This is a genomic window from Comamonas sp. BIGb0124, assembly GCF_003752175.1.
In the GTDB taxonomy this organism is placed as follows: Bacteria; Pseudomonadota; Gammaproteobacteria; order Burkholderiales; family Burkholderiaceae_C; genus Comamonas_F.
In genome coordinates, this window is record NZ_RJVF01000012.1 from 25,306 (window position 1) to 43,201 (window position 17,896).

General features: G+C 66.3%; 15 protein-coding genes. 8 read left to right on the forward strand and 7 right to left on the reverse strand.

Annotated features, from left to right (window positions below; translation table 11 throughout):
* Positions 1–10 precede the first annotated feature (10 nt).
* Positions 11–859 carry a fumarylacetoacetate hydrolase family protein gene (locus EC845_RS14675; protein WP_123298885.1) on the reverse strand — a complete coding sequence of 283 codons (849 nt, stop codon included), beginning with the start codon at positions 857–859 and terminating at the stop codon, positions 11–13.
* 152 nt (positions 860–1,011) lie between these two features.
* On the opposite strand from EC845_RS14675, the gene EC845_RS14680 reads away from it, so the two are divergent.
* From EC845_RS14680 to bfr, 6 genes are all read left to right on the forward strand, one after another.
* Positions 1,012–1,926 carry a LysR family transcriptional regulator gene (locus tag EC845_RS14680; RefSeq protein WP_123298886.1) on the forward strand — a complete coding sequence of 305 codons (915 nt, stop codon included), beginning with the start codon at positions 1,012–1,014 and terminating at the stop codon, positions 1,924–1,926.
* A gap of 180 nt (positions 1,927–2,106) precedes the next feature.
* Entirely contained in the window at positions 2,107–2,874 is a 768-nt protein-coding gene (gene pcp / locus EC845_RS14685) for a pyroglutamyl-peptidase I (protein ID WP_123298887.1), read from the forward strand.
* A 79-nt stretch (positions 2,875–2,953) separates the two neighbouring features.
* Complete coding sequence (locus EC845_RS14690; RefSeq protein ID WP_123299182.1) at positions 2,954–3,724, forward strand: LamB/YcsF family protein; 771 nt, start codon at positions 2,954–2,956, stop codon at positions 3,722–3,724.
* On the forward strand, positions 3,724–5,349 hold the full coding sequence (pxpB, locus tag EC845_RS14695) for a 5-oxoprolinase subunit PxpB (RefSeq protein WP_123298888.1): 1,626 nt from the start codon (positions 3,724–3,726) through the stop codon (positions 5,347–5,349). The genes EC845_RS14690 and pxpB overlap by 1 nt, the downstream gene beginning before the upstream one ends.
* 21 nt (positions 5,350–5,370) lie before the next feature.
* Positions 5,371–7,104, forward strand: coding sequence for a biotin carboxylase N-terminal domain-containing protein (locus EC845_RS14700; protein ID WP_123298889.1), 1,734 nt, complete (start codon positions 5,371–5,373; stop codon positions 7,102–7,104).
* Positions 7,105–7,354: 250 nt separating this feature from the next.
* Positions 7,355–7,825: a bacterioferritin gene (gene bfr, locus EC845_RS14705; protein WP_123298890.1), complete on the forward strand. Its 471-nt coding sequence runs from the start codon at positions 7,355–7,357 to the stop codon at positions 7,823–7,825.
* 81 nt (positions 7,826–7,906) lie between these two features.
* Here the strand turns inward: bfr and EC845_RS14710 are convergent, their stop codons facing one another.
* Genes EC845_RS14710 through EC845_RS14725 form a run of 4 tightly spaced genes read right to left on the reverse strand, consistent with a single transcriptional unit; the run spans position 7,907 to position 11,863 of the window.
* Positions 7,907–9,442 (reverse strand): tripartite tricarboxylate transporter permease, encoded by a 1,536-nt coding sequence (locus EC845_RS14710; protein WP_123298891.1) that lies wholly within the window; start codon positions 9,440–9,442, stop codon positions 7,907–7,909.
* A gap of 9 nt (positions 9,443–9,451) precedes the next feature.
* Positions 9,452–9,901, reverse strand: a complete 450-nt coding sequence (locus EC845_RS14715) for a tripartite tricarboxylate transporter TctB family protein (protein ID WP_158615701.1) — start codon at positions 9,899–9,901, stop codon at positions 9,452–9,454.
* A gap of 49 nt (positions 9,902–9,950) precedes the next feature.
* Complete coding sequence (locus EC845_RS14720; protein WP_123298893.1) at positions 9,951–10,898, reverse strand: tripartite tricarboxylate transporter substrate binding protein; 948 nt, start codon at positions 10,896–10,898, stop codon at positions 9,951–9,953.
* A 32-nt stretch (positions 10,899–10,930) separates the two neighbouring features.
* A complete protein-coding gene (locus EC845_RS14725) occupies positions 10,931–11,863 on the reverse strand; it encodes a dihydrodipicolinate synthase family protein (protein ID WP_123298894.1) in 933 nt (310 codons plus the stop codon).
* A 162-nt stretch (positions 11,864–12,025) separates the two neighbouring features.
* Between EC845_RS14725 and EC845_RS14730 the strand changes: the two genes are divergently transcribed.
* Positions 12,026–13,099: a LacI family DNA-binding transcriptional regulator gene (locus EC845_RS14730; protein ID WP_123298895.1), complete on the forward strand. Its 1,074-nt coding sequence runs from the start codon at positions 12,026–12,028 to the stop codon at positions 13,097–13,099.
* A gap of 129 nt (positions 13,100–13,228) precedes the next feature.
* Here the strand turns inward: EC845_RS14730 and EC845_RS14735 are convergent, their stop codons facing one another.
* Entirely contained in the window at positions 13,229–14,785 is a 1,557-nt protein-coding gene (locus tag EC845_RS14735) for a sensor domain-containing diguanylate cyclase (RefSeq protein ID WP_123298896.1), read from the reverse strand.
* A 720-nt stretch (positions 14,786–15,505) separates the two neighbouring features.
* Here EC845_RS14735 and argA point away from each other — a divergent pair.
* Complete coding sequence (gene argA, locus EC845_RS14740) at positions 15,506–16,855, forward strand: amino-acid N-acetyltransferase (RefSeq protein WP_123298897.1); 1,350 nt, start codon at positions 15,506–15,508, stop codon at positions 16,853–16,855.
* 28 nt (positions 16,856–16,883) lie between these two features.
* Here the strand turns inward: argA and EC845_RS14745 are convergent, their stop codons facing one another.
* Positions 16,884–17,657, reverse strand: a complete 774-nt coding sequence (locus EC845_RS14745; protein WP_123298898.1) for an SIMPL domain-containing protein — start codon at positions 17,655–17,657, stop codon at positions 16,884–16,886.
* Positions 17,658–17,896: the final 239 nt, after the last annotated feature.

Consider the following 17,896-nt stretch of genomic DNA (forward strand, 5'->3'; position numbering starts at 1 on the left):
GTCCTTGTGATCAGGCGGCCGTGACGATGCGGTTGCGCAAGACGCCGAGACCTGTGATTTCGACCTCGACGACGTCGCCATCCTTCATGTACAGCGGGGGCTCGCGGCGGTCACCCACGCCGCCCGGGGTACCGGTGGCAATCACGTCGCCCGGCGACAGCGGCGTGAAACGCGAGATGTAGGCAATCAGCGTCGGGATATCGAAGATGAGATCGGCAATGCTGGCCTTTTGCATGACCTGCCCATTGACTCGTGTCTCGAGCCCGAGCGCCTGGACATCCGCGACCTCGTCGCGCGTCACCAGGAAGGGCCCGAAAGGAGCCGTGCCGGGAAAGTTCTTGCCGGGCGTGAACTGATGGGTGTGGCGCTGCCAGTCGCGCACGCTGATGTCGTTGAAGCAGGCGTAGCCCGCGATGTGTTCGAAGGCGTTTTCCTTTGGGATGTCGCGCCCGCCCTTGCCGATCACCAGCGCCAGTTCACCCTCCCAGTCGAACCGATCGGAAAAGGAAGGACGCGGCACGTCGGTCTCGTGCGCCGTCAAGGTATCGACAAAACGCAGGAACAGCGAAGGGTATTCGCTGTCGGCCCGCTTGGTTTCCGCGACATGGGTCTTGTAGTTGAGGCCGACGCAGATGATCTTGTTCGGCTGGGCAATGACCGGCTCCCACTGCAGACCGGACAACGGCAGGCTCGACGACGCGGATGCCGATTCCTGCAGCGCCTGCAGGGCCTGGGCGGCCAGCACGGACCTGATATCGGGATGGCGTTGCAAGAAGCCGGGGGGCGGTACGAGCACCTGGTCGCCCTGTATCACGCCATAGGCCGTCGAACCATCGTGCCGAAAAGCTGCGAGTTTCAATTCTTTCTCCTGGTTGATGAGCGGCTCCGGCACGATGCACCGGTACAGCCGACCTTGGAAGCGACTTTAAAAAAAGCGCTCTCATCCGGGAAGATAGAATTCCAAGCTTTCAGACATGCCAAAAAAGGCATGACAAACCAGGGTTTCTCCGTATGAATCTGGACGCGGTTCGTTTGTTTCTCGAGGTCGCCGAAGCGGGCAGCCTGACCAAGGTCGCCAACCGCCGGCAGACGGTTCAGTCCCACGTCAGCAGGCAGATCAGCGACTTCGAAGCCGGCATGGGCACCGCGCTCTTTCGGCGCACCGGCCGCGGCGTCGTCCTGACGGCCGTGGGCGAACGCGTGGCAAGCCGGCTCAGACTCTGGCTGCTCGACACGGAACGAATGACGGAGGAGTTGCGTGCGGAGTCCGGTTCGGTCAAAGGCGAGGTCCGGCTGGGGATCATTCCCTCGGCAGTCCATCCCTTGATGACACGCCTGTGCCAGTCCCTCAAGGCGGAACACCCCGGAATCCGGCTCAGCATCAGCGAAGCGCAGGGGGCCGAACTGGACAACATGCTGGATGGCGGACTGGTCGACCTGGCGATTCTGTTCCGGTATCACCCGCCCCGTGGAGACGATGAAAAGCCCCTGGCGATCGCGCACACCTATCTGATCGGCCACCCCGGGGATGAGCTCACGTCGTCGCCGACCGTGCCCTTCAGCCGCCTCGAATCGTTACCGCTCGTGCTGCCCAGGCGGCCGAGCCATTGGCGCAACGCGCTGGACGAAACGGCGCGCAGCCTCGGCTTCAGGTTGCAGGCGGTCGTCGAGGCGGATTCGCTCACGCTGCAGAAACAGCTCGTCGCCCAGACGCCGGGCACCTACTCGCTGCTGGGGCCTTACGCCATCATGACCGAGCTCGAGGAAGGAAAACTCTCGTGCAGCAAGGTCGTTCGGCCCGACCTGACCCGCCATGTCACGCTGGCGCTGCCCAAGCAGGGAAAGCTGTCGCCGGCCACACGCATCGTCGCCCAGGCCATCACCGAACGCGTGGAAGCCTGGGGCGGTCAGCTCTTCGGGCGTTGACGCGGTCGGCAGACTGACGCAGGCTGGCAGAAAACGCCAGGACCCTGCCGGCGATTTCCGTCGCCGGTGCGCTTGGGGTAGGCTTGGGCCGGTGCCCGGACCCCGACCGCGCCGATGCGGCTGACGGCCAATGTGTTCCTGCCGTATTCCCTGATGTTCCGATGAAACGAGACTGCCGCCATGCCTGAAGCCCCCGCCTCATCCCCGCACGCCCCCGCGCCCGTCAACATCCTGCTGGCGGGGTTCGAGCCCTTCGATCGCGACAGCGTCAATCCCTCGTGGGAGGTGGCGCGCGCGCTGGACGGCTGGCAGCCCGACCGCGCAGCGGTGCACGGCACGGGCAGCGGCGAGGCCACGGGCGAGACGGGGCAAGCCGGGGATCGGGCCGCCGGTCGCGCCGTGGTTCATGCCTTGCAATTGCGCTGCGTCTTCGGTCAGGCCACGGCGCAGCTCGACGAGGCCATCGCCACCCTGCGGCCCGCGCTGGTGATCTGCCTGGGGCTGGCAGGCGGACGGGCCGACATCACACCCGAACGCGTGGCGATCAATATCGACGATGCCCGCATCGCCGACAACGCGGGCCGGCAGCCCATCGATCGGGCCGTGGTCTCCGGGGCCCCGGCCGCGTACTTCTCGAGCTTGCCGATCAAGGCCATCGTGCACGCGCTGCGCGCCGCCGGGCTGCCGGCCTCGGTCTCCAACACGGCGGGAACCTTCGTCTGCAACCACGTCTTCTTTGCCTTGATGCACCGTCTTGCCCACGCCGGCCCGGGCGTGCAGGCACGCGGCGGTTTCATCCACGTTCCCTATCTTCCCGAGCAGGCTGCGCGGGTTCCCGGTGCGCCGAGCATGGCGCTCGAGACCCAGATCGCAGCCCTGCGAAGCGTGATCCGGACTTCGCTTGCGGTGTCGCAAGACCTCCGCGAAACCGCCGGCCGATTGCATTGACGGCATGCGCCGCATCCGCGGCCCGCACCCTCCGACAACACGAGTGCAGAGCCGATCTGCCCAGGAGTATTGGACGATGATGAAAATGGATCTGAACAGCGATCTGGGAGAAAGCTTCGGCGCCTGGCGCATGGGCGACGACGCCGCCCTGCTCGAGGTGGTGACCAGCGCCAACGTGGCCTGCGGATTCCACGCGGGCGACCCGGCCGGCATTCTGGCCACGCTCAAGGACGCGGCGCGGCGCGGGGTCGTCGTCGGCGCGCACGTGTCCTATCCCGACCTCGCGGGATTCGGCCGCCGCAACATGGACATCGCCAGCGCGGATCTGGTGGCCGGCGTGATCTACCAGATCGCCGCCCTGCAGGGACTTGCCACCGCGGCCGGCACGCGGGTGCGCTACGTCAAACCCCATGGTGCCCTCTACAACACCATCGCACACGATCGCCGCCAGGCGCAGGACGTGATCGCTGCGCTGCACGAGATCGACCCCAGCCTGGTCCTGCTGGCACTGGCCGGATCGCCACTGATCGGCTGGGCACGCGACAGCGGACTGGAGGTCAGGGCCGAGGCCTTTGCCGACCGGGCCTACACGCCGCAGGGTGCGCTGGTCTCGCGGCGCGAGCCGGGTGCCGTGCTGCACGATCCCAGAAGCATCGGCGACCGCATGCTGCGCCTGGTGCAAGAGGGCCGCCTCGAAGCCGTCGACGGCAGCCTGGTCCACCTCGAAGCCGACTCGATCTGCGTGCATGGCGACAGCCCCGGTGCCGTGGCGATTGCGCAGCAACTGCGCGAGCGCCTGATGCACGAGGGCGTGCAGTTGGGCTCCTTCGTGGGCAGCCTGGAGGCGTGATGCGTTTTCTTCCCGTCAACCTGAATGCGATGCTGATCGAGCTCGACGACCTCGATCAGACGCTGACGCTGCTCGATGGACTGCAAAACCGGCCGCTGGCCGGTGTCCTGGAGCTGATTCCCGCAGCCCGGACGATCCTGGTTCATTTCGATCCCCTGCAGGTCGCTGCCGCCGAGCTCGCCGCGCGAATCGGCCGCCTGGACATCACGGCGCGGGTCGAGCGCTCGGGCCGACTGGTCGAGATCCCGGTTCGCTACGAGGGAGACGATCTCGAGGAGGTCGCCCGCATCCTCGGCATCGGTATCCCCGAGGTCATCGAACGCCACACCGGAAGCACCTACACGGTCGCGTTCACGGGTTTTGCGCCCGGCTTCGCCTACCTCAGCGGCGGTCACCCCAGTCTGAACGTACCGCGCCGAAAGACGCCCCGGACCCGCATTCCTGCCGGAGCCGTGGGCCTGGCCGGCCTGTTCAGCGGCGTCTATCCCCAGGCGAGCCCCGGCGGATGGCAGATCATCGGTGTGACGGACACCCCGATGTGGGACCTGAACCGCAAGGAGCCCGCACTGCTGCAGCCCGGTCATCGGGTGCGATTCGTTGCCGAAAAATCCCGTCCGCTGATCGCAGCCCCTGCCTACGCCACCGGGCCGGCCGAATCGCGCAGCACGCGCCCGGCCGATGCACGGCAAGCGACGCTGACGGTCGGGAAGACCGGTGTGCAAGCGCTGTTCCAGGACCTGGGCCGCCCCGGCCAGGCGGGGCAGGGCATCTCGGCCTCGGGCGCGATGGACCGAGGCGCCTTGAAACAGGCCAATGCGCTGGTCGGCAATCCGGCCGACTGCACCTGCATCGAGCTGGCCTACGGCGGCTTCGAGTTCGAAGCCAGCGGCGACAGCGTCGTGGCCGTGACCGGTGCCGACGTGCCGCTCACCCGGGTGAGCCGCGATGCCGACGGCACCCTGCGGCGCTGGCCGGAAAGCAACCACGCCCCGCTGGCCTTGAGCAGCGGCGACCGGCTGGCGTTCGGCCAGCCCCGCGCGGGCGTCAGAGCCTATCTCGCCGTGCGCGGCGGCTTCGATGTCGAGCCGGTACTCGGCAGCCGGTCGACGGACACGCTGTCGAATGTCGGCCCGAAACCGCTCGCAGCCGGCGACGTCGTCGGCATTCGGCCGGTGCCGCGCGGCGCCATCGTGGGCCACCCGGCCCAGCCGTGCCCGGACCTGCCACGTGCCGACACCGAAGTCACGCTGGATGTGGTCATGGGCCCCCGCACCGACTGGTTCACGCCGGAAGCCGTGACGCTTTTCAGCGAACAGGTCTGGCGAGTCACGTCCGAATCCAATCGGGTCGGCATACGCCTCGGTGCCGCGCAGCCGCTGACCCGGGCCCTGGCGGCGGAGCTGCCGAGCGAAGGCACGGCCGCCGGTGCCATCCAGGTGCCTCCCAGCGGTCTGCCCGTCCTGTTCCTGGCCGATCATCCGCTGACCGGCGGCTACCCCGTCATCGCCTGCGTCGCGCCCTACCACCTCGACCGGGCCGGCCAGATTCCCGTCGGCACCCCCGTGCGCTTCCGGCCGATCCAAGTTTTTTCCGAGACCCGGGCCGAGCCAGCCGCCGTGGCTTGACCCAGAGCGTTCAGCAACGACATGAAAAAAGTCCTGATTGCCAACCGCGGCGAAATCGCCGTCCGCATCGTTCGCGCCTGCGCCGATTACGGCGTGCAGTCGGTTGCCGTCTACGCCGACGCCGATCTGGATGCCCTGCACGCCCGCATGGCCGACGAAGCCTACGGGCTGGAAGGCAACCGCCCGGCCGACACCTACCTCGACATCGGCAAGCTCATCGCCATCGCGCGCCGCAGCGGCGCGGATGCCGTTCACCCCGGTTACGGCTTCCTGTCCGAAAGCGCAGGCTTTGCCCAGGCGGTTCTCGACGCCGGATTGATCTGGATCGGCCCCTCGCCGCATGCCATCCAATCCCTGGGCGACAAGGTCCAGGCCCGCAAGATCGCCCTCAAGGTCGGCGCTCCGCTGGTCGCCGGCACGCCCGGTCCGGTGACCAGCGCCAAAGAGGTCGTCGACTTTGCCCGCCAGCAGGGTCTGCCGATTGCCATCAAGGCCGCATTCGGCGGCGGCGGCCGTGGCATGAAGGTCGTCTGGAAGCTCGAGGATGCAGCGGAGCTCTACGCATCCGCCGTGCGCGAGGCCGTTGCGGCTTTCGGTCGCGGCGAATGTTTCGTCGAGCAGTTCCTCGACCGGCCCCGCCATGTCGAAGCGCAGGTGCTGGCCGATGCCCATGGCCATGTGGTGGTGGTCGGCACCCGCGACTGTTCACTGCAGCGGCGCAACCAGAAACTGGTCGAGGAAGCCCCTGCCCCGTTCCTGAGCGACGAACAGCGAACGCGCATCCATGAGGCTGCGCGCGATGTCTGCGACGAAGCGGGCTACACGGGCGCAGGCACCGTCGAGTTCCTGCTGAGCGCGACCGGCGCCCTCTCCTTTCTCGAAGTCAACACCCGCCTGCAGGTCGAACATCCCGTGACCGAGGAAACCGCAGGCGTCGACCTCGTGGTCGAACAGTTGCGCATCGCCGACGGCCTGCCACTTTCGTTCACGCAGACCCCCGTCCCTCGCGGACATTCGTTCGAGTTCCGCATCAACGCCGAGGACGTCGGCCGGGGTTTCCTGCCCTCGCCCGGCCGTATCAAGCGGTTCGTTCCGCCCTCCGGCCCCGGTGTGCGGGTCGATACCGGGGTGGATGGCAACGCCACGGTGCCGGGCACATTCGACTCGATGATGGCCAAGTTGATCGTCACCGGTGCCACCCGGGAACAGGCGATTCGGCGGGCACGCCGGGCCCTTGCCGAGTTCGAGATCGAAGGACTGCCGACCGTGCTGCCTTTCCACAGACTGGTCATGCAGCATGCCGACTTCACCGGCCCGGACACCTTCGGCGTTCACACCCGCTGGATCGAGACCGACTTCGCGGACGACCTGGCAGCCGGCGTCCGCCCCGAGCCGCTCGCATCGGTCGCACTGCATCGCACCGCCATGGAAATCGACGGCCGCCGTGTGGCCCTGGGCCTGCCGGCCGAACTGCTGGGCACGCTCCAGTCCGCGGCCGCAGCGCCGCCTGCTGCCACCGGCACCGACCCGGTCTGCCAGGCGTCCGCCGGCGGCGTGCTGGCGCCCATTGCCGGCACCCTGCAGGCCTGGAAAGTCGAAAACGGCGCTCAGGTCAAGGAAGGCGACCTGATCGCGGTGATGGAAGCCATGAAGATGGAGATGCAGGTCACCGCCCACCGCAGCGGGACCATCGCCTTGAAAGCCACGGCCGGTGCCGCCCAGGAAGCTCAGTCGATACTGGCCACCATCGACTGAAGAACCGGGCCGCTGCCGGCCGGACGGCGGGACGGCGGGACAGGCCCCTCGCGCGCACGATTTTTTCTCCCCCCCCCCCCCCCACGGTGACGACCCGACCGGGCTTCGAGCGGCTTCCGGGTTCATCAGTCCCAATGCAAACGCTTCTGAGGTCGTAACGCATGCAGAGTGCGGCGCCGGGGGCATTGCCCCTCTGACGAGCGAGTCGGGGGATACTCGGTGCCGAACCATCACGAGATCGAACACCACAATGCAGGGAAATTCTCAAGTCATCGACTACTTCAACGAATTGCTGCGCGGCGAACTGGCTGCACGCGACCAGTATTTCGTTCATTCCCGCACCTATGAAGACCAGGGCTTCCTCAAGCTCTACGAGCGCATCAACCACGAGATGGAAGAGGAAACCCAGCATGCCGATGCGCTGTTGCGCCGCATCCTGTTCCTGGGCGGCCGCCCCGACATGCGCCCCAATCCCTTCACGCCCGGCCTCACCGTGCCCGAGATGCTGAGCAAGGACCTCGACACCGAGTACGAAGTCCGCGCCGCGCTGCGCAAGGGCATGGAACTGTGCGAAGGCGTGGGCGACTACGTGAGCCGCGACGTGCTGCTCACCCAGTTGCGCGACACCGAGGAAGACCACGCCTACTGGCTGGAAAAGCAGCTGGGCCTCATCGACAAGATGGGCCTGCAGAACTACCTGCAGTTGCAGACCACGATCTGAGACGCCGCCGAGTAGGCCGTGCCGGCAAGGCCCGGGCCTTCACGGCGCCCCGTCAGCGCTGCGCACGCGGCGCAGCCCCTGTCAGCGGGTGTGATCGGGCGCAGCCGCCGGCGACTGGCCGGCCGCCCGCAGATCGCGTGCGATGTTGCGCAGTTGCATGACCACCACCATCAGGAACAGGCCGGCCAGGCAAGCCGAGATGGGCCGTTCCACAAAAGCCAGCCACTGGCCGTCGGCCTTGGTGAGCGAGGCCAGCAGGTTCTTCTCGAACAGCGGCCCCAGCACCATGCCGAGGATGACCGGCGCGATCGGGTAATGGTGTTTCTGCAGGAAATACCCGGCCACGCCCATCACCAGCATCACGATCACCGAGGCCATCGAGTTGTTCATGGCGAACGCGCCGACGATGCTGAACAGGATGACAAACGGATAGATGACGTCCTTGTTGATGGTGGTCAGGCGCTTGAGCGCATTGACCACCAGCAGCGCCAGCGGCAACAGGGCCAGATTGGCGATGAAGAACAGCAGGAAGATGGCGTAGAGCTTGTCGGGCTGGAAGATGAACAGCGACGGCCCCGGCTGCATGTCCTTCATGTAGAGCACACCGATGACGATGGCGGCCACCGAGTCGCCCGGAATGCCGAACACCAGGGTCGGAATGTAGCTGCCGGCCAGGCTCGCGTTGTTGCTCGACGACGCATTGATGACGGCCTCTTCCGAACCCTTGCCGTACTCCTGCGGCTGGCGGGAGAACTTCTTGGCCACCGCATACGAGATCCAGGCGGCGATATCGGCCCCGGCCCCCGGCAGCACGCCGATGAGCGTGCCGATGGCACTGCTGCGCGCGATGCCCGAGCGATTCTTCTTCAGCGACGGACCGATGCCGGCCAGGATGTTGAACGACGCCTTTTCCTGCACCGGCCGGGGCGCGCCGGCGCGCGCGGCGGCATGGCGGCCGGCGTAGAACTCGATCGCGTTGGCAATGGCGAACATGCCGATCATGGCCGGAATGAAGCTGATGCCCTCCAGCAGCGCGACCTGGCCGAACGTGAAGCGAGGCTGCCCGGTGAATTCGTCGTAGCCCACCGTTGCCAGCCCCAGGCCGAGCAGCAGCGCCAGCAGGCTCTTGAGCACGTGCTGTCCGGCGATCAGCGTGGCGCAGCTCAGGCCCAGCAGCGACAGCCAGGCGTACTCGAAGGAGCTGAACTTCATGGCGAACGAAGCCAGCACGGGCGAAGCCACGGCCAGCACGATGGCGCCGAAGATGCCGCCGATCACCGATGTGCTCAGGCCCAGGCCGAGCACATGGTTGGTCCGGCCCTGCTGGCTCAGGGCATAACTGTCGTCCACATAGGCGGCCGACGCCGGTGTGCCCGGAATGCGCAGCAGCACGCCCGGGATGTCGCCCGCGTAGATGGTCGAGGCACCGACCGAGATCATCATGGCGATCGCGGGGATCGGCTCCATGAAGAAAGTGAAAGGCACCAGCAGAGCCACGGCCATGGTGGCCGATAGCCCGGGGATGGCACCGACGAACAGGCCGAACAGGCCGGCCCCCAGGATGGCGGCGATGGCTTCGAGCGTGATATAGCTGCTGGCGTTGATCAGGTTTTCCATGGACCGTCTTCAGAACAGGCTGCCGGAAGGCAGCGGGACCAGCAGGATCGCGGAGAACAGGTAATAGATACCCGCGACCGCGGCAATGGCTGCCAGCGAGGCCATCAGCCTGCGCTTGCCGAGAAACGGCACGAGCAGCGCCACGACGATGAGGCTGGAGGTCACGACGAAACCCAGCACATCGACGAACGCGATGTAGAACACCACGGCCGCGATCACCACGGCCAGGCTGAACAGTTCGCGGCCGCCCGACTCCGGCTGCGGGCGCAGGACAAGCCAGCGGCGGGTCTCGCGGACCAGCTCGAGGGCGGAAAGCAGCGTGATGAGGCAACCGATGGCCGCCGGCATGAAGCCCGCGCCGTAGGAGCCGGCGTCGCCCAGCACGATCCAGGCATAGAGCGCCATGCCGGAGCCCAGGATCAGGAAGAGCAACGGCAACAGCAGGGAAAGAGGTGGCATGCGCATGTGATTTCAGGCCGCGTCGGGCGCGGCCTGCCCGGCTTTCGGTTTATCGGTCTTCGACCAGCAGGCGGCCGAAGCGTGCGTCTTCGTCCTTCATGAACTGTCGCAGTGCATCGCCATAGAGCGCGTTGACCTCGAAGCCCTGGTTGTTGGCGAACTTCTGCAGTTCGCCGCTGGCATAGACCTTCTTCATCGCCGCCGCGAGGGTTTCGGCGATGTCCGGGCTCAGTCCCTTGGGGGCCGCCAGCACGTTCCAGGTCGTCAGCGACCAGTCGTACGGCGTCGCCTGGTTGAAGCGGGGAATCTGGCCATACAGCTCCGACGGCTGGTTGGCCATGATGGCCAGATGGCGCACCAGTCCGGCATCGACCATGCCCTTGGCCTCGCCCGGCGAAGAGGTGACGAAGTCGACACCGCCCGACACCAGTTCCTGCAGCGCCGCGCTGGAACCTTGCGAGGGCACGAACCGCACCGCGGAATCGGGCAATTGCGCGCTCCGGAGCATGCCCAGCGTGTTGAGGTGCCAGACCGACTTGAGTCCGCTGCCCGAGGCCCGCAGCTTGCCGGGCTGCTGCTTGATCGCATCCATGAGCTCGTTGGCGTTCTTGTACGGCGAATCCTTGGCGACCTGCAGGCCGCCATAGATCAAGGCCAGCCGGCTGATGGGCGTGTAGTCCTGGTAGCTCAGAGGCGTCATCTTCTGGTGGTGCATCATGGCGATCTCCACCGTCACCACGCCGAGCGTGTAGCCATCGGCCTTGGCACGGTGGATGGCGTCGTGGCCCACCACGCCGCTGCCGCCCGTGCGGTTGATCACGTTGACGTTGACCCCCAGCTCTTTCTGCAGCCCCTGGGCGACCAGGCGCGCCACCGTGTCGGTGTTGCCGCCGGCACCCCAGGGCACGATGATGCTGATCGGCTTGTCGGGCCAGGCGGCGAAGGCCGAGCTCGAGAGCATCAAGGCACTCAGGGCGATGCGTCGGATGAATTTCATGTCATGTCTCCTTGGATGATGATCGGGGGTCTTCAGCGGGCGTCGCCGATCTTGCGCCGGTAGTGTTCGGCGCCGTCGCGGATCTGGTCGAGGATGACACCCAGGGCCCAGAACTTCTCGAGCACGTCGTCGCGGACGACACGGCTGAAGGTGCTCTCGAAAGTGCCCAGGCGTTGCTGATGGACCTTGGCGTTCTTGGGATAACCCAGCGTTTCGGTGACTGCCGACAGCGACAGGAAGTTGGCCAGTTCACGGGCCAGCTCGGGATGGTCCGGCCCTTGCACCAGCAGCCACTTGTAGAGGTCGGGATGGAAGTTCGTGAACACGCCGCTGAAGCCGCGTGCGCCCGCCAGCATGGCTTCGTGAGCGATGGCCGCATTGGCATTGACGATGGCCAGCGGCGTGCCGCGCACCAGCTCGACGCGCCGCTGGACGGTGGCCAGATCGCACGACACGTCCTTGAGCACCACAAAACGGCCGCTCTGCGCGCAGTATGAGAGTTCCTCGTCGCTGAGCAGACGGCGGTAGGGCGCCGGGCATTCGTACAGGCCCAGCGGCAGTTCGGCGGGCAGGCGTTCGAGCAGCCAGTCGAGGTTGTCGCGCCATGTCGCGGCACCCAGGCGCTGCGGATCGAGCCGGTTGGTGACCAGCACCACACCGTCGACGCCGGTCTCGGCCACGGCCAGCAGCTCGTCGAGCTGTGCCTGGCGGTCGTCGCTCACATGGCCGGATGCGATCACGGGAACCCGCCCGGCCGCGCGTGCCAGCGTACGGCGTGCCAGCGTCACCCGTTCATCCAGGCTCAGCAGTTGCATCTCGCTCGATTGGCAAACCGCGAACAGGGCGTCCGCGCCATGGTCGAGATACCAGTCGACCAGCCGGTCCAGGCCTTCGAGATCCAGTGCGCCCTGTTCGGTCAAGGGCGTGAGCATCACGGGAATGATGCCGTCGATGGGTTGATGCATGCGAAAAAAACTCCAGGCAAAGAGACGTGGCGCCCTGGAAGGCGGCCGAGTGCGCTAGAGTAAACGTTTACATGAAACCGGCTGAACAGGGTTTTCCCTGATAAGACAGCGTGTATCGAATGGTTTAGGGTCGGCACGGTCCATCCAGAAGGGAGTTAGGTTTTGTCATCGTCACAGAGAACATCGAGACGGCGCGACACGCGGCCGGGCCTGCGCGAAGTGGCGCAGGCCGCCGGCGTATCGACCGCCACGGTGTCGCGCGTCATCAACACGCCGGACAAGGTCTCGGAGGACGTGCGCCAGCGCGTGCAATCGGCCATCGCCCAACTGGGCTGGATCCCGAACGCGACCGGGCGCGCCCTGGCATCGAGCCGCTCGCGGCTGATGGGTCTGCTGCTGCCGACCATGGACAACGAGGTCTTTGCACACCAGACCGAGGGCCTTCAGCGGGTCTTGCGCGAACAGGGCATGAACCTCCTGATCGGCTGTTCGAACTACGACATCGACGTGGCGCTGGACGAGGCCCAGATCATGCTGGGCCGAGGCATCGAAGCCCTGGCCGTCGTCGGCGAGACCCAGAATCCCCGTCTGTTCGAGCTGCTGCGTGCACGCGGCATGCCGTACGTCGTGCTCTACAGCTGGCGTGCCGGTGCGCCGCATGCCTGCATCGGCGTCGACCACCGCCAGGCTTTCCACGAACTCGCGCAGCGGCTGATCGCCTCGGGGCATCGCCGGCTGGGCGTGATCCTGCAACCGCTGCTCAACAACGACCGGGTCGAGGCCCGGCTCAACGGCATCCGCGACGCGGTGCGCGAAGCCGGCACGCCCGACCCCGTGGCCTGCGATTTCGAGATGCAGCAGACCGGCACCGGAATCGATTTCGGCGAGCAGGCGTTTCTTCGGCTGATGGCACGGCCCGAACCGCCGAGCGTGGTGATCTGCGGCAACGACGAGCTGGCGCTGGGGGCTTTTTTTGCCGCCCAGAAGGCCGGCATCCGCATTCCGGAAGACGTCTCGCTGACCGGCTTCGACGACCTGCGCATGGTCTCTCGCCTGACGCCTGCGCTCACCAGCGGCCGAGTCGACAACCGCCGGCTGGGCGAGACCGCCGCCCGCCACCTGCTGAGCGCGCTCGCGTCAGGCCAGCCGCCGGCCAGCATGCTGCTGCCCGTGGACTGGCAATGGCGCGGCAGCGTCGCCGGCCGCCCGCCGTCGGGCCCCGCAGCCAGCCGCTAGCAGTCGATTCGGCAGCGCCCCCCCTGATGCGGCCCCCCGGCCCTGCAGCGGCCGCATGCGGCCCGGTCGAACGGCAAGACGGCTCGATCTGCCCGATGACTGGATCGGCTGTGGCGCGATCCCACCGGATCAAGCCCGTTCGGCCTCGACGAGCTGATTGCGTCCGCGTCGTTTCGCCTGGTACAACGCCACGTCGGCAGCCTTCAGCGTTCCGTTCACATGGATATCCTCGCGCCGGAAATCGGCCACCCCGATCGACAGCGTGATCGTGACGCCCGGATACGCGTGCTCGAAGGCCATGCCGTGCGTCAGCCGCTCGCAGGCATGCACCGCCTCATGCGCAGGCGTTGCGGGCAACAGCAAGGTGAACTCGTCACCCCCCTGGCGGCACAGCACATCGCCCGCCCGGGCCGCGCGGCGCATGTGGTCGGCCAGGAAACGCAGCACCGTGTCGCCCGCGTCGTGCCCGTATGTGTCGTTGATGGATTTGAAATGGTCGATGTCGATCACCGCCACGGAAAACGGGCGTCCGGCTTCTTCCCAGGCCTGCAGCGTCTCCATCATGCCGCGGCGGTTCAGCAGGCCGGTCAGCGGGTCCGTCACGGTTTCGGTGTTCAGCCGCGTGATCCTGCGCTGCACCTGGCTCAATCCGGCCAGGATCGCCTGCTTGAGTTTGATGACCTCGTAGTACCACGAGGGCACCTGGGCGATGTTGCCTGCGGTGTCCGCATCGTCGAGCCGGTTGGCAATCCGGGCCAGGTCATGCAGGGGTTTGGCAATCCACCGGGCCAGGGCCCAGATCGCCAGCAAGGTCGCGACCAGCAAGGGAGCGACCTTCCAGAGCATCCCCTGGACCTGCAGAGGCAGCACATCCAGAGTCAGTTCCGTGGGGCGCTGGACCACCACGCCCCAGCCCGTCAGACCCACCGGGGCATAACCGGACAGCATGGACTCTCCCCGCGTGTTGACCGATTCGGCGCTGCCCGCTTCATTCCGCTGTATCACCGATTGCACCACCCGGTTGCGCATGACGTTCTCTCCCACGCGCTCCTGATCCCGGTGGAAAATCAGGCGCCCCTGCCGATCCACCACGAACAGGTAGGAGCCGTTCAGAAAATGGTGCTGGCCCAGCACGGCATGCAGCGCGTTCTGATCATGCAGATAGACGCTGCCGCCGATGAAGCCCAGGTACTCCCCTCCCGGCGCGAACACCGGGTGGCTGATGAAGATCACCAGCCGCCCGGTGCCTGCCACGAACGGCTCGCTCACCAGAGGCTGACGGGCCTGCAGGGCCGCCAGCATGCCGCTGCTGCCGATCTGCTGCCCGACGACTTCGGCCATCGGCGGTGAAATGTTCAGGACCTTGCCAGCGGCATTCACGATCACCACCGAGTTGTAGGTCTGGTTCTGCTGCAGCAGCCGGCGGGTCTCGGCGCTCTGCACGGCGGGACTGTCGAAACCGCTGCCCAGCAACTGAGCGCTGTAGCCCAACTGAGACAGGGCCTGCTGCAGGAAACCGTCGGTCAGTCCCGCGGCCTTGGTGGCATAGGCCTGGTTGGATTCCAGCGTATTGCGGATCAGCATCTCGCGCTGCTGCAGATAGCCTGCATAGAACGTATTCGCGAAGGTCACCAGCACCACCAGCAGCGCCAGGCCCATGATGAGGCGCCGCAGATCCAGATGCACCGCGAGCGAGGCGATCCGGGAGGCGCCCAGACGGTCGAGAAATCGGAAAAAAGAACGAGTGGGGGGAGTCGGGGTCGGGGTCACTGGCACAACGCTGCTGATCGAGTCGAGAAACGGCAAAAACCGCCATGGGTCGGCTGACCATCGCCCGGCGAGACACCTCGATCGCCCGCTGGGCCTGGAGACGCCCGCAACGCCGTCGCCATCCAGTCAGGTCCTCTCGGCGAGAGCTGCAGTCCTCCGACGCCCGCAATTAGATATGAATCGATGCCGATACGCTATCTTTTCGATAACCCCGGGACAGGCCGTGCCATGAAAACCGACGATTCGAAACGAAACCCTTGGCAGCACAATGGAATCGAAGGATCGTTGCTATCTATTCCGAATCGACCTGAATTCTGCATATTCCAGTTCCACACGCCACCGCAAGTACGTAGAAAGGCCACACCGGCGCGGCCTGCAGGCCGCCGCGTCTGCCTGTGCCCCCTTGTGCTTCCACCCGGTTTCCGGACAGGAGCGCGGCCAGCAGACGGCCCGATCGGCCCGTGCTGTGCCGCGAGGGCCACACCCTGCAGCGCCTCCGGGGCCGCAGGCATGCAGTCCGGGCTCAAGGCGACTACACTCGCGGCCTGAAAAACTCATCGCGCCGCCAAGGGTCGACCATCGACGCGCACGGCTTCCCAGAACCTGTCACAGCCACGGCCGCCGTCCGAAGCTCTTATGTCCGCTGTCTTCAATTTCACCTTCGTGCCCTGGTTTCGCTCCGTGGCGCCCTACATCCACATGCACCGCGGCAAGACGTTCGTGGTGGGTATCGCGGGCGAGGCCATCGCGGCAGGCAAGCTGCCGGCCATCGCCCAGGATCTGGCGCTGATCCAGAGCATGGGCGTGAAGATCGTGCTGGTCCACGGCTTCCGCCCCCAGGTCAACGAACAGTTGCAGGCCAAGGGCCACGAAGCGAAGTATTCGAACGGCATCCGGATCACCGACAGCGTGGCGCTCGACTGCGCCCAGGAAGCCGCCGGGCAACTGCGTTATGAAATCGAGGCCGCCTTCAGCCAGGGCCTGCCGAATACGCCCATGGCCGGGGCCACGGTGCGCGTGGTGTCGGGCAACTTCATCACGGCCCGTCCGGTCGGCGTGATCGACGGCGTGGATTTCAAGCACTCCGGCGTGGTGCGCAAGCTCGATGTGGCCAGCATCTCGCGCAACCTCGACTTCGGCTCCATGGTGCTGCTGTCGCCCTTCGGTTTCTCGCCGACCGGCGAAGCGTTCAACCTCACCATGGAGGAAGTGGCGACCTCGGTGGCCACGTCGCTGCAGGCCGACAAGCTCATCTTCCTCACCGAGGTGCCGGGCATCCGCATGCGCCCGGGCGAGCCGGAAGCCGAAGACAACCCCATCGACACCGAACTGCCGCTGGATGTCGCCGAGAAACTGCTCTCCGCCCTGCCCGCCGCGCAGACCCCTCAGGACACGGCCTTCTACCTCCAGCATTGCGTCAAGGCCTGCAAGAGCGGCGTCGAACGCAGCCACATCCTGCCTTTCGCGGTCGACGGCTCGTTGCTGCTCGAGGTCTACGTGCACGACGGCATCGGCACCATGGTGGTCGACGAAAAGCTCGAAAGCCTGCGTGAAGCCTCGGTGGAAGACATCGGCGGCATTCTGCAGTTGATCGAACCGCTGGAAAAGGACGGCACGCTGGTCAAGCGCAGCCGCACCGAGATCGAACGCGACATCGCGCAGTACACGGTGATCGAGCACGACGGCGTGATCTTCGGCTGCGCCGCCCTCTATCCCTACCCGGATGCCCGCACCGGCGAAATGGCCGCGCTCACCGTGTCGGCCAACGTGCAGTCGCAGGGCGACGGCGAACGCATCCTCAAGCGCATCGAACAGCGGGCCCGTGCGATCGGCCTCGAGAGCCTGTTCGTGCTGACGACCCGCACCATGCACTGGTTCATCAAGCGCGGCTTCCAGCCGGTCGAGCCGGACTGGCTGCCCGAGGCACGTCTGCGCAAATACAACTGGGATCGCCGCTCGCAGGTCCTGGTCAAGAAACTGCACTGAGCCGGCCGGCCCCTCGCACCCGAGGGCTTTACTGGAGCTGGATCGAGCCCGAGACCGTCACGGTCACCGTCGCCTTGCCGGCTTCCACCGGCACGGCGGCATCTTCCATCTTGGCCGAGGCGGCCATGGCCATCATCCGCGGGCGGGGCACGTAGCCGCCGTCGCCTTCGGTGTTGACGGAAATCTCACGCAGGCTGTACTGCGAAAAACCGAAACCCTTGGCGACATCGCCGGCCTTGGCCTTGAAGCGCTCGATGGCCTGGCCCTGGACCTGCTGCTCGACCTTCTGCCGCCCGTCGCGGCTGAGGCTGAAAGCGACGTCCGCGATGGCGAGCCCCTGGATCTGACCAGCCAGCGTGCTGATCCGGCCGAAATCGCGGCCCTGGATCACCAGTTCGCTACGGCCCTGCCAGGTGCTGATCTTGCCGTTGCGGTCATAACGCGGCGACAACGAGAAAGCGCCGGTCTGCACCTCGAGCTGGTCGCCCTGGACCGCACCGCGCGCCTGAGCCAGCGCGGCATCGAGCGCCGTCTTGAGCTGGGTCTGAACCGTGGCGGCGTCGGGCGCCTCGCGCGTGGCCGCCAGCGTGATGGTCAGGTAGTCCTGCGGCACTTCGATGCTGCCGGCAGCCGAGATCTGCACCACGTTGGCGGGCACCGGGCTGCTCAGCATGATCGGCTGCGACGACTGCGCATGCGCGCCGGTGGCCAGCAGAAGCCCTGCGGCCGCAACGGCCCAAGCCGACGAGCGGATGAAACCCCGGGCGGGGGCGAAACGGCGAGTGGAATGCGTTGGGGTCATGGATACAGCCTTTTTTCCTGCAATGAGAGAGGCCGGCATAGGCCAGCGTGAGCCTGTTATAGACGCACGGATTCCCTGACGTTGTCGGATAGGAGCGCATTCGCACGGGGGTGAGCATCCATTTGTCGCAACATACGGAACCTGGCGGATCGGGCCTGCTCCATCCAGCGTCGGCATGAATCGGCTTTCATGCGGCAACGTCTGACGTTGATTTGATGGATTTCACTGTTGTCAAGTCC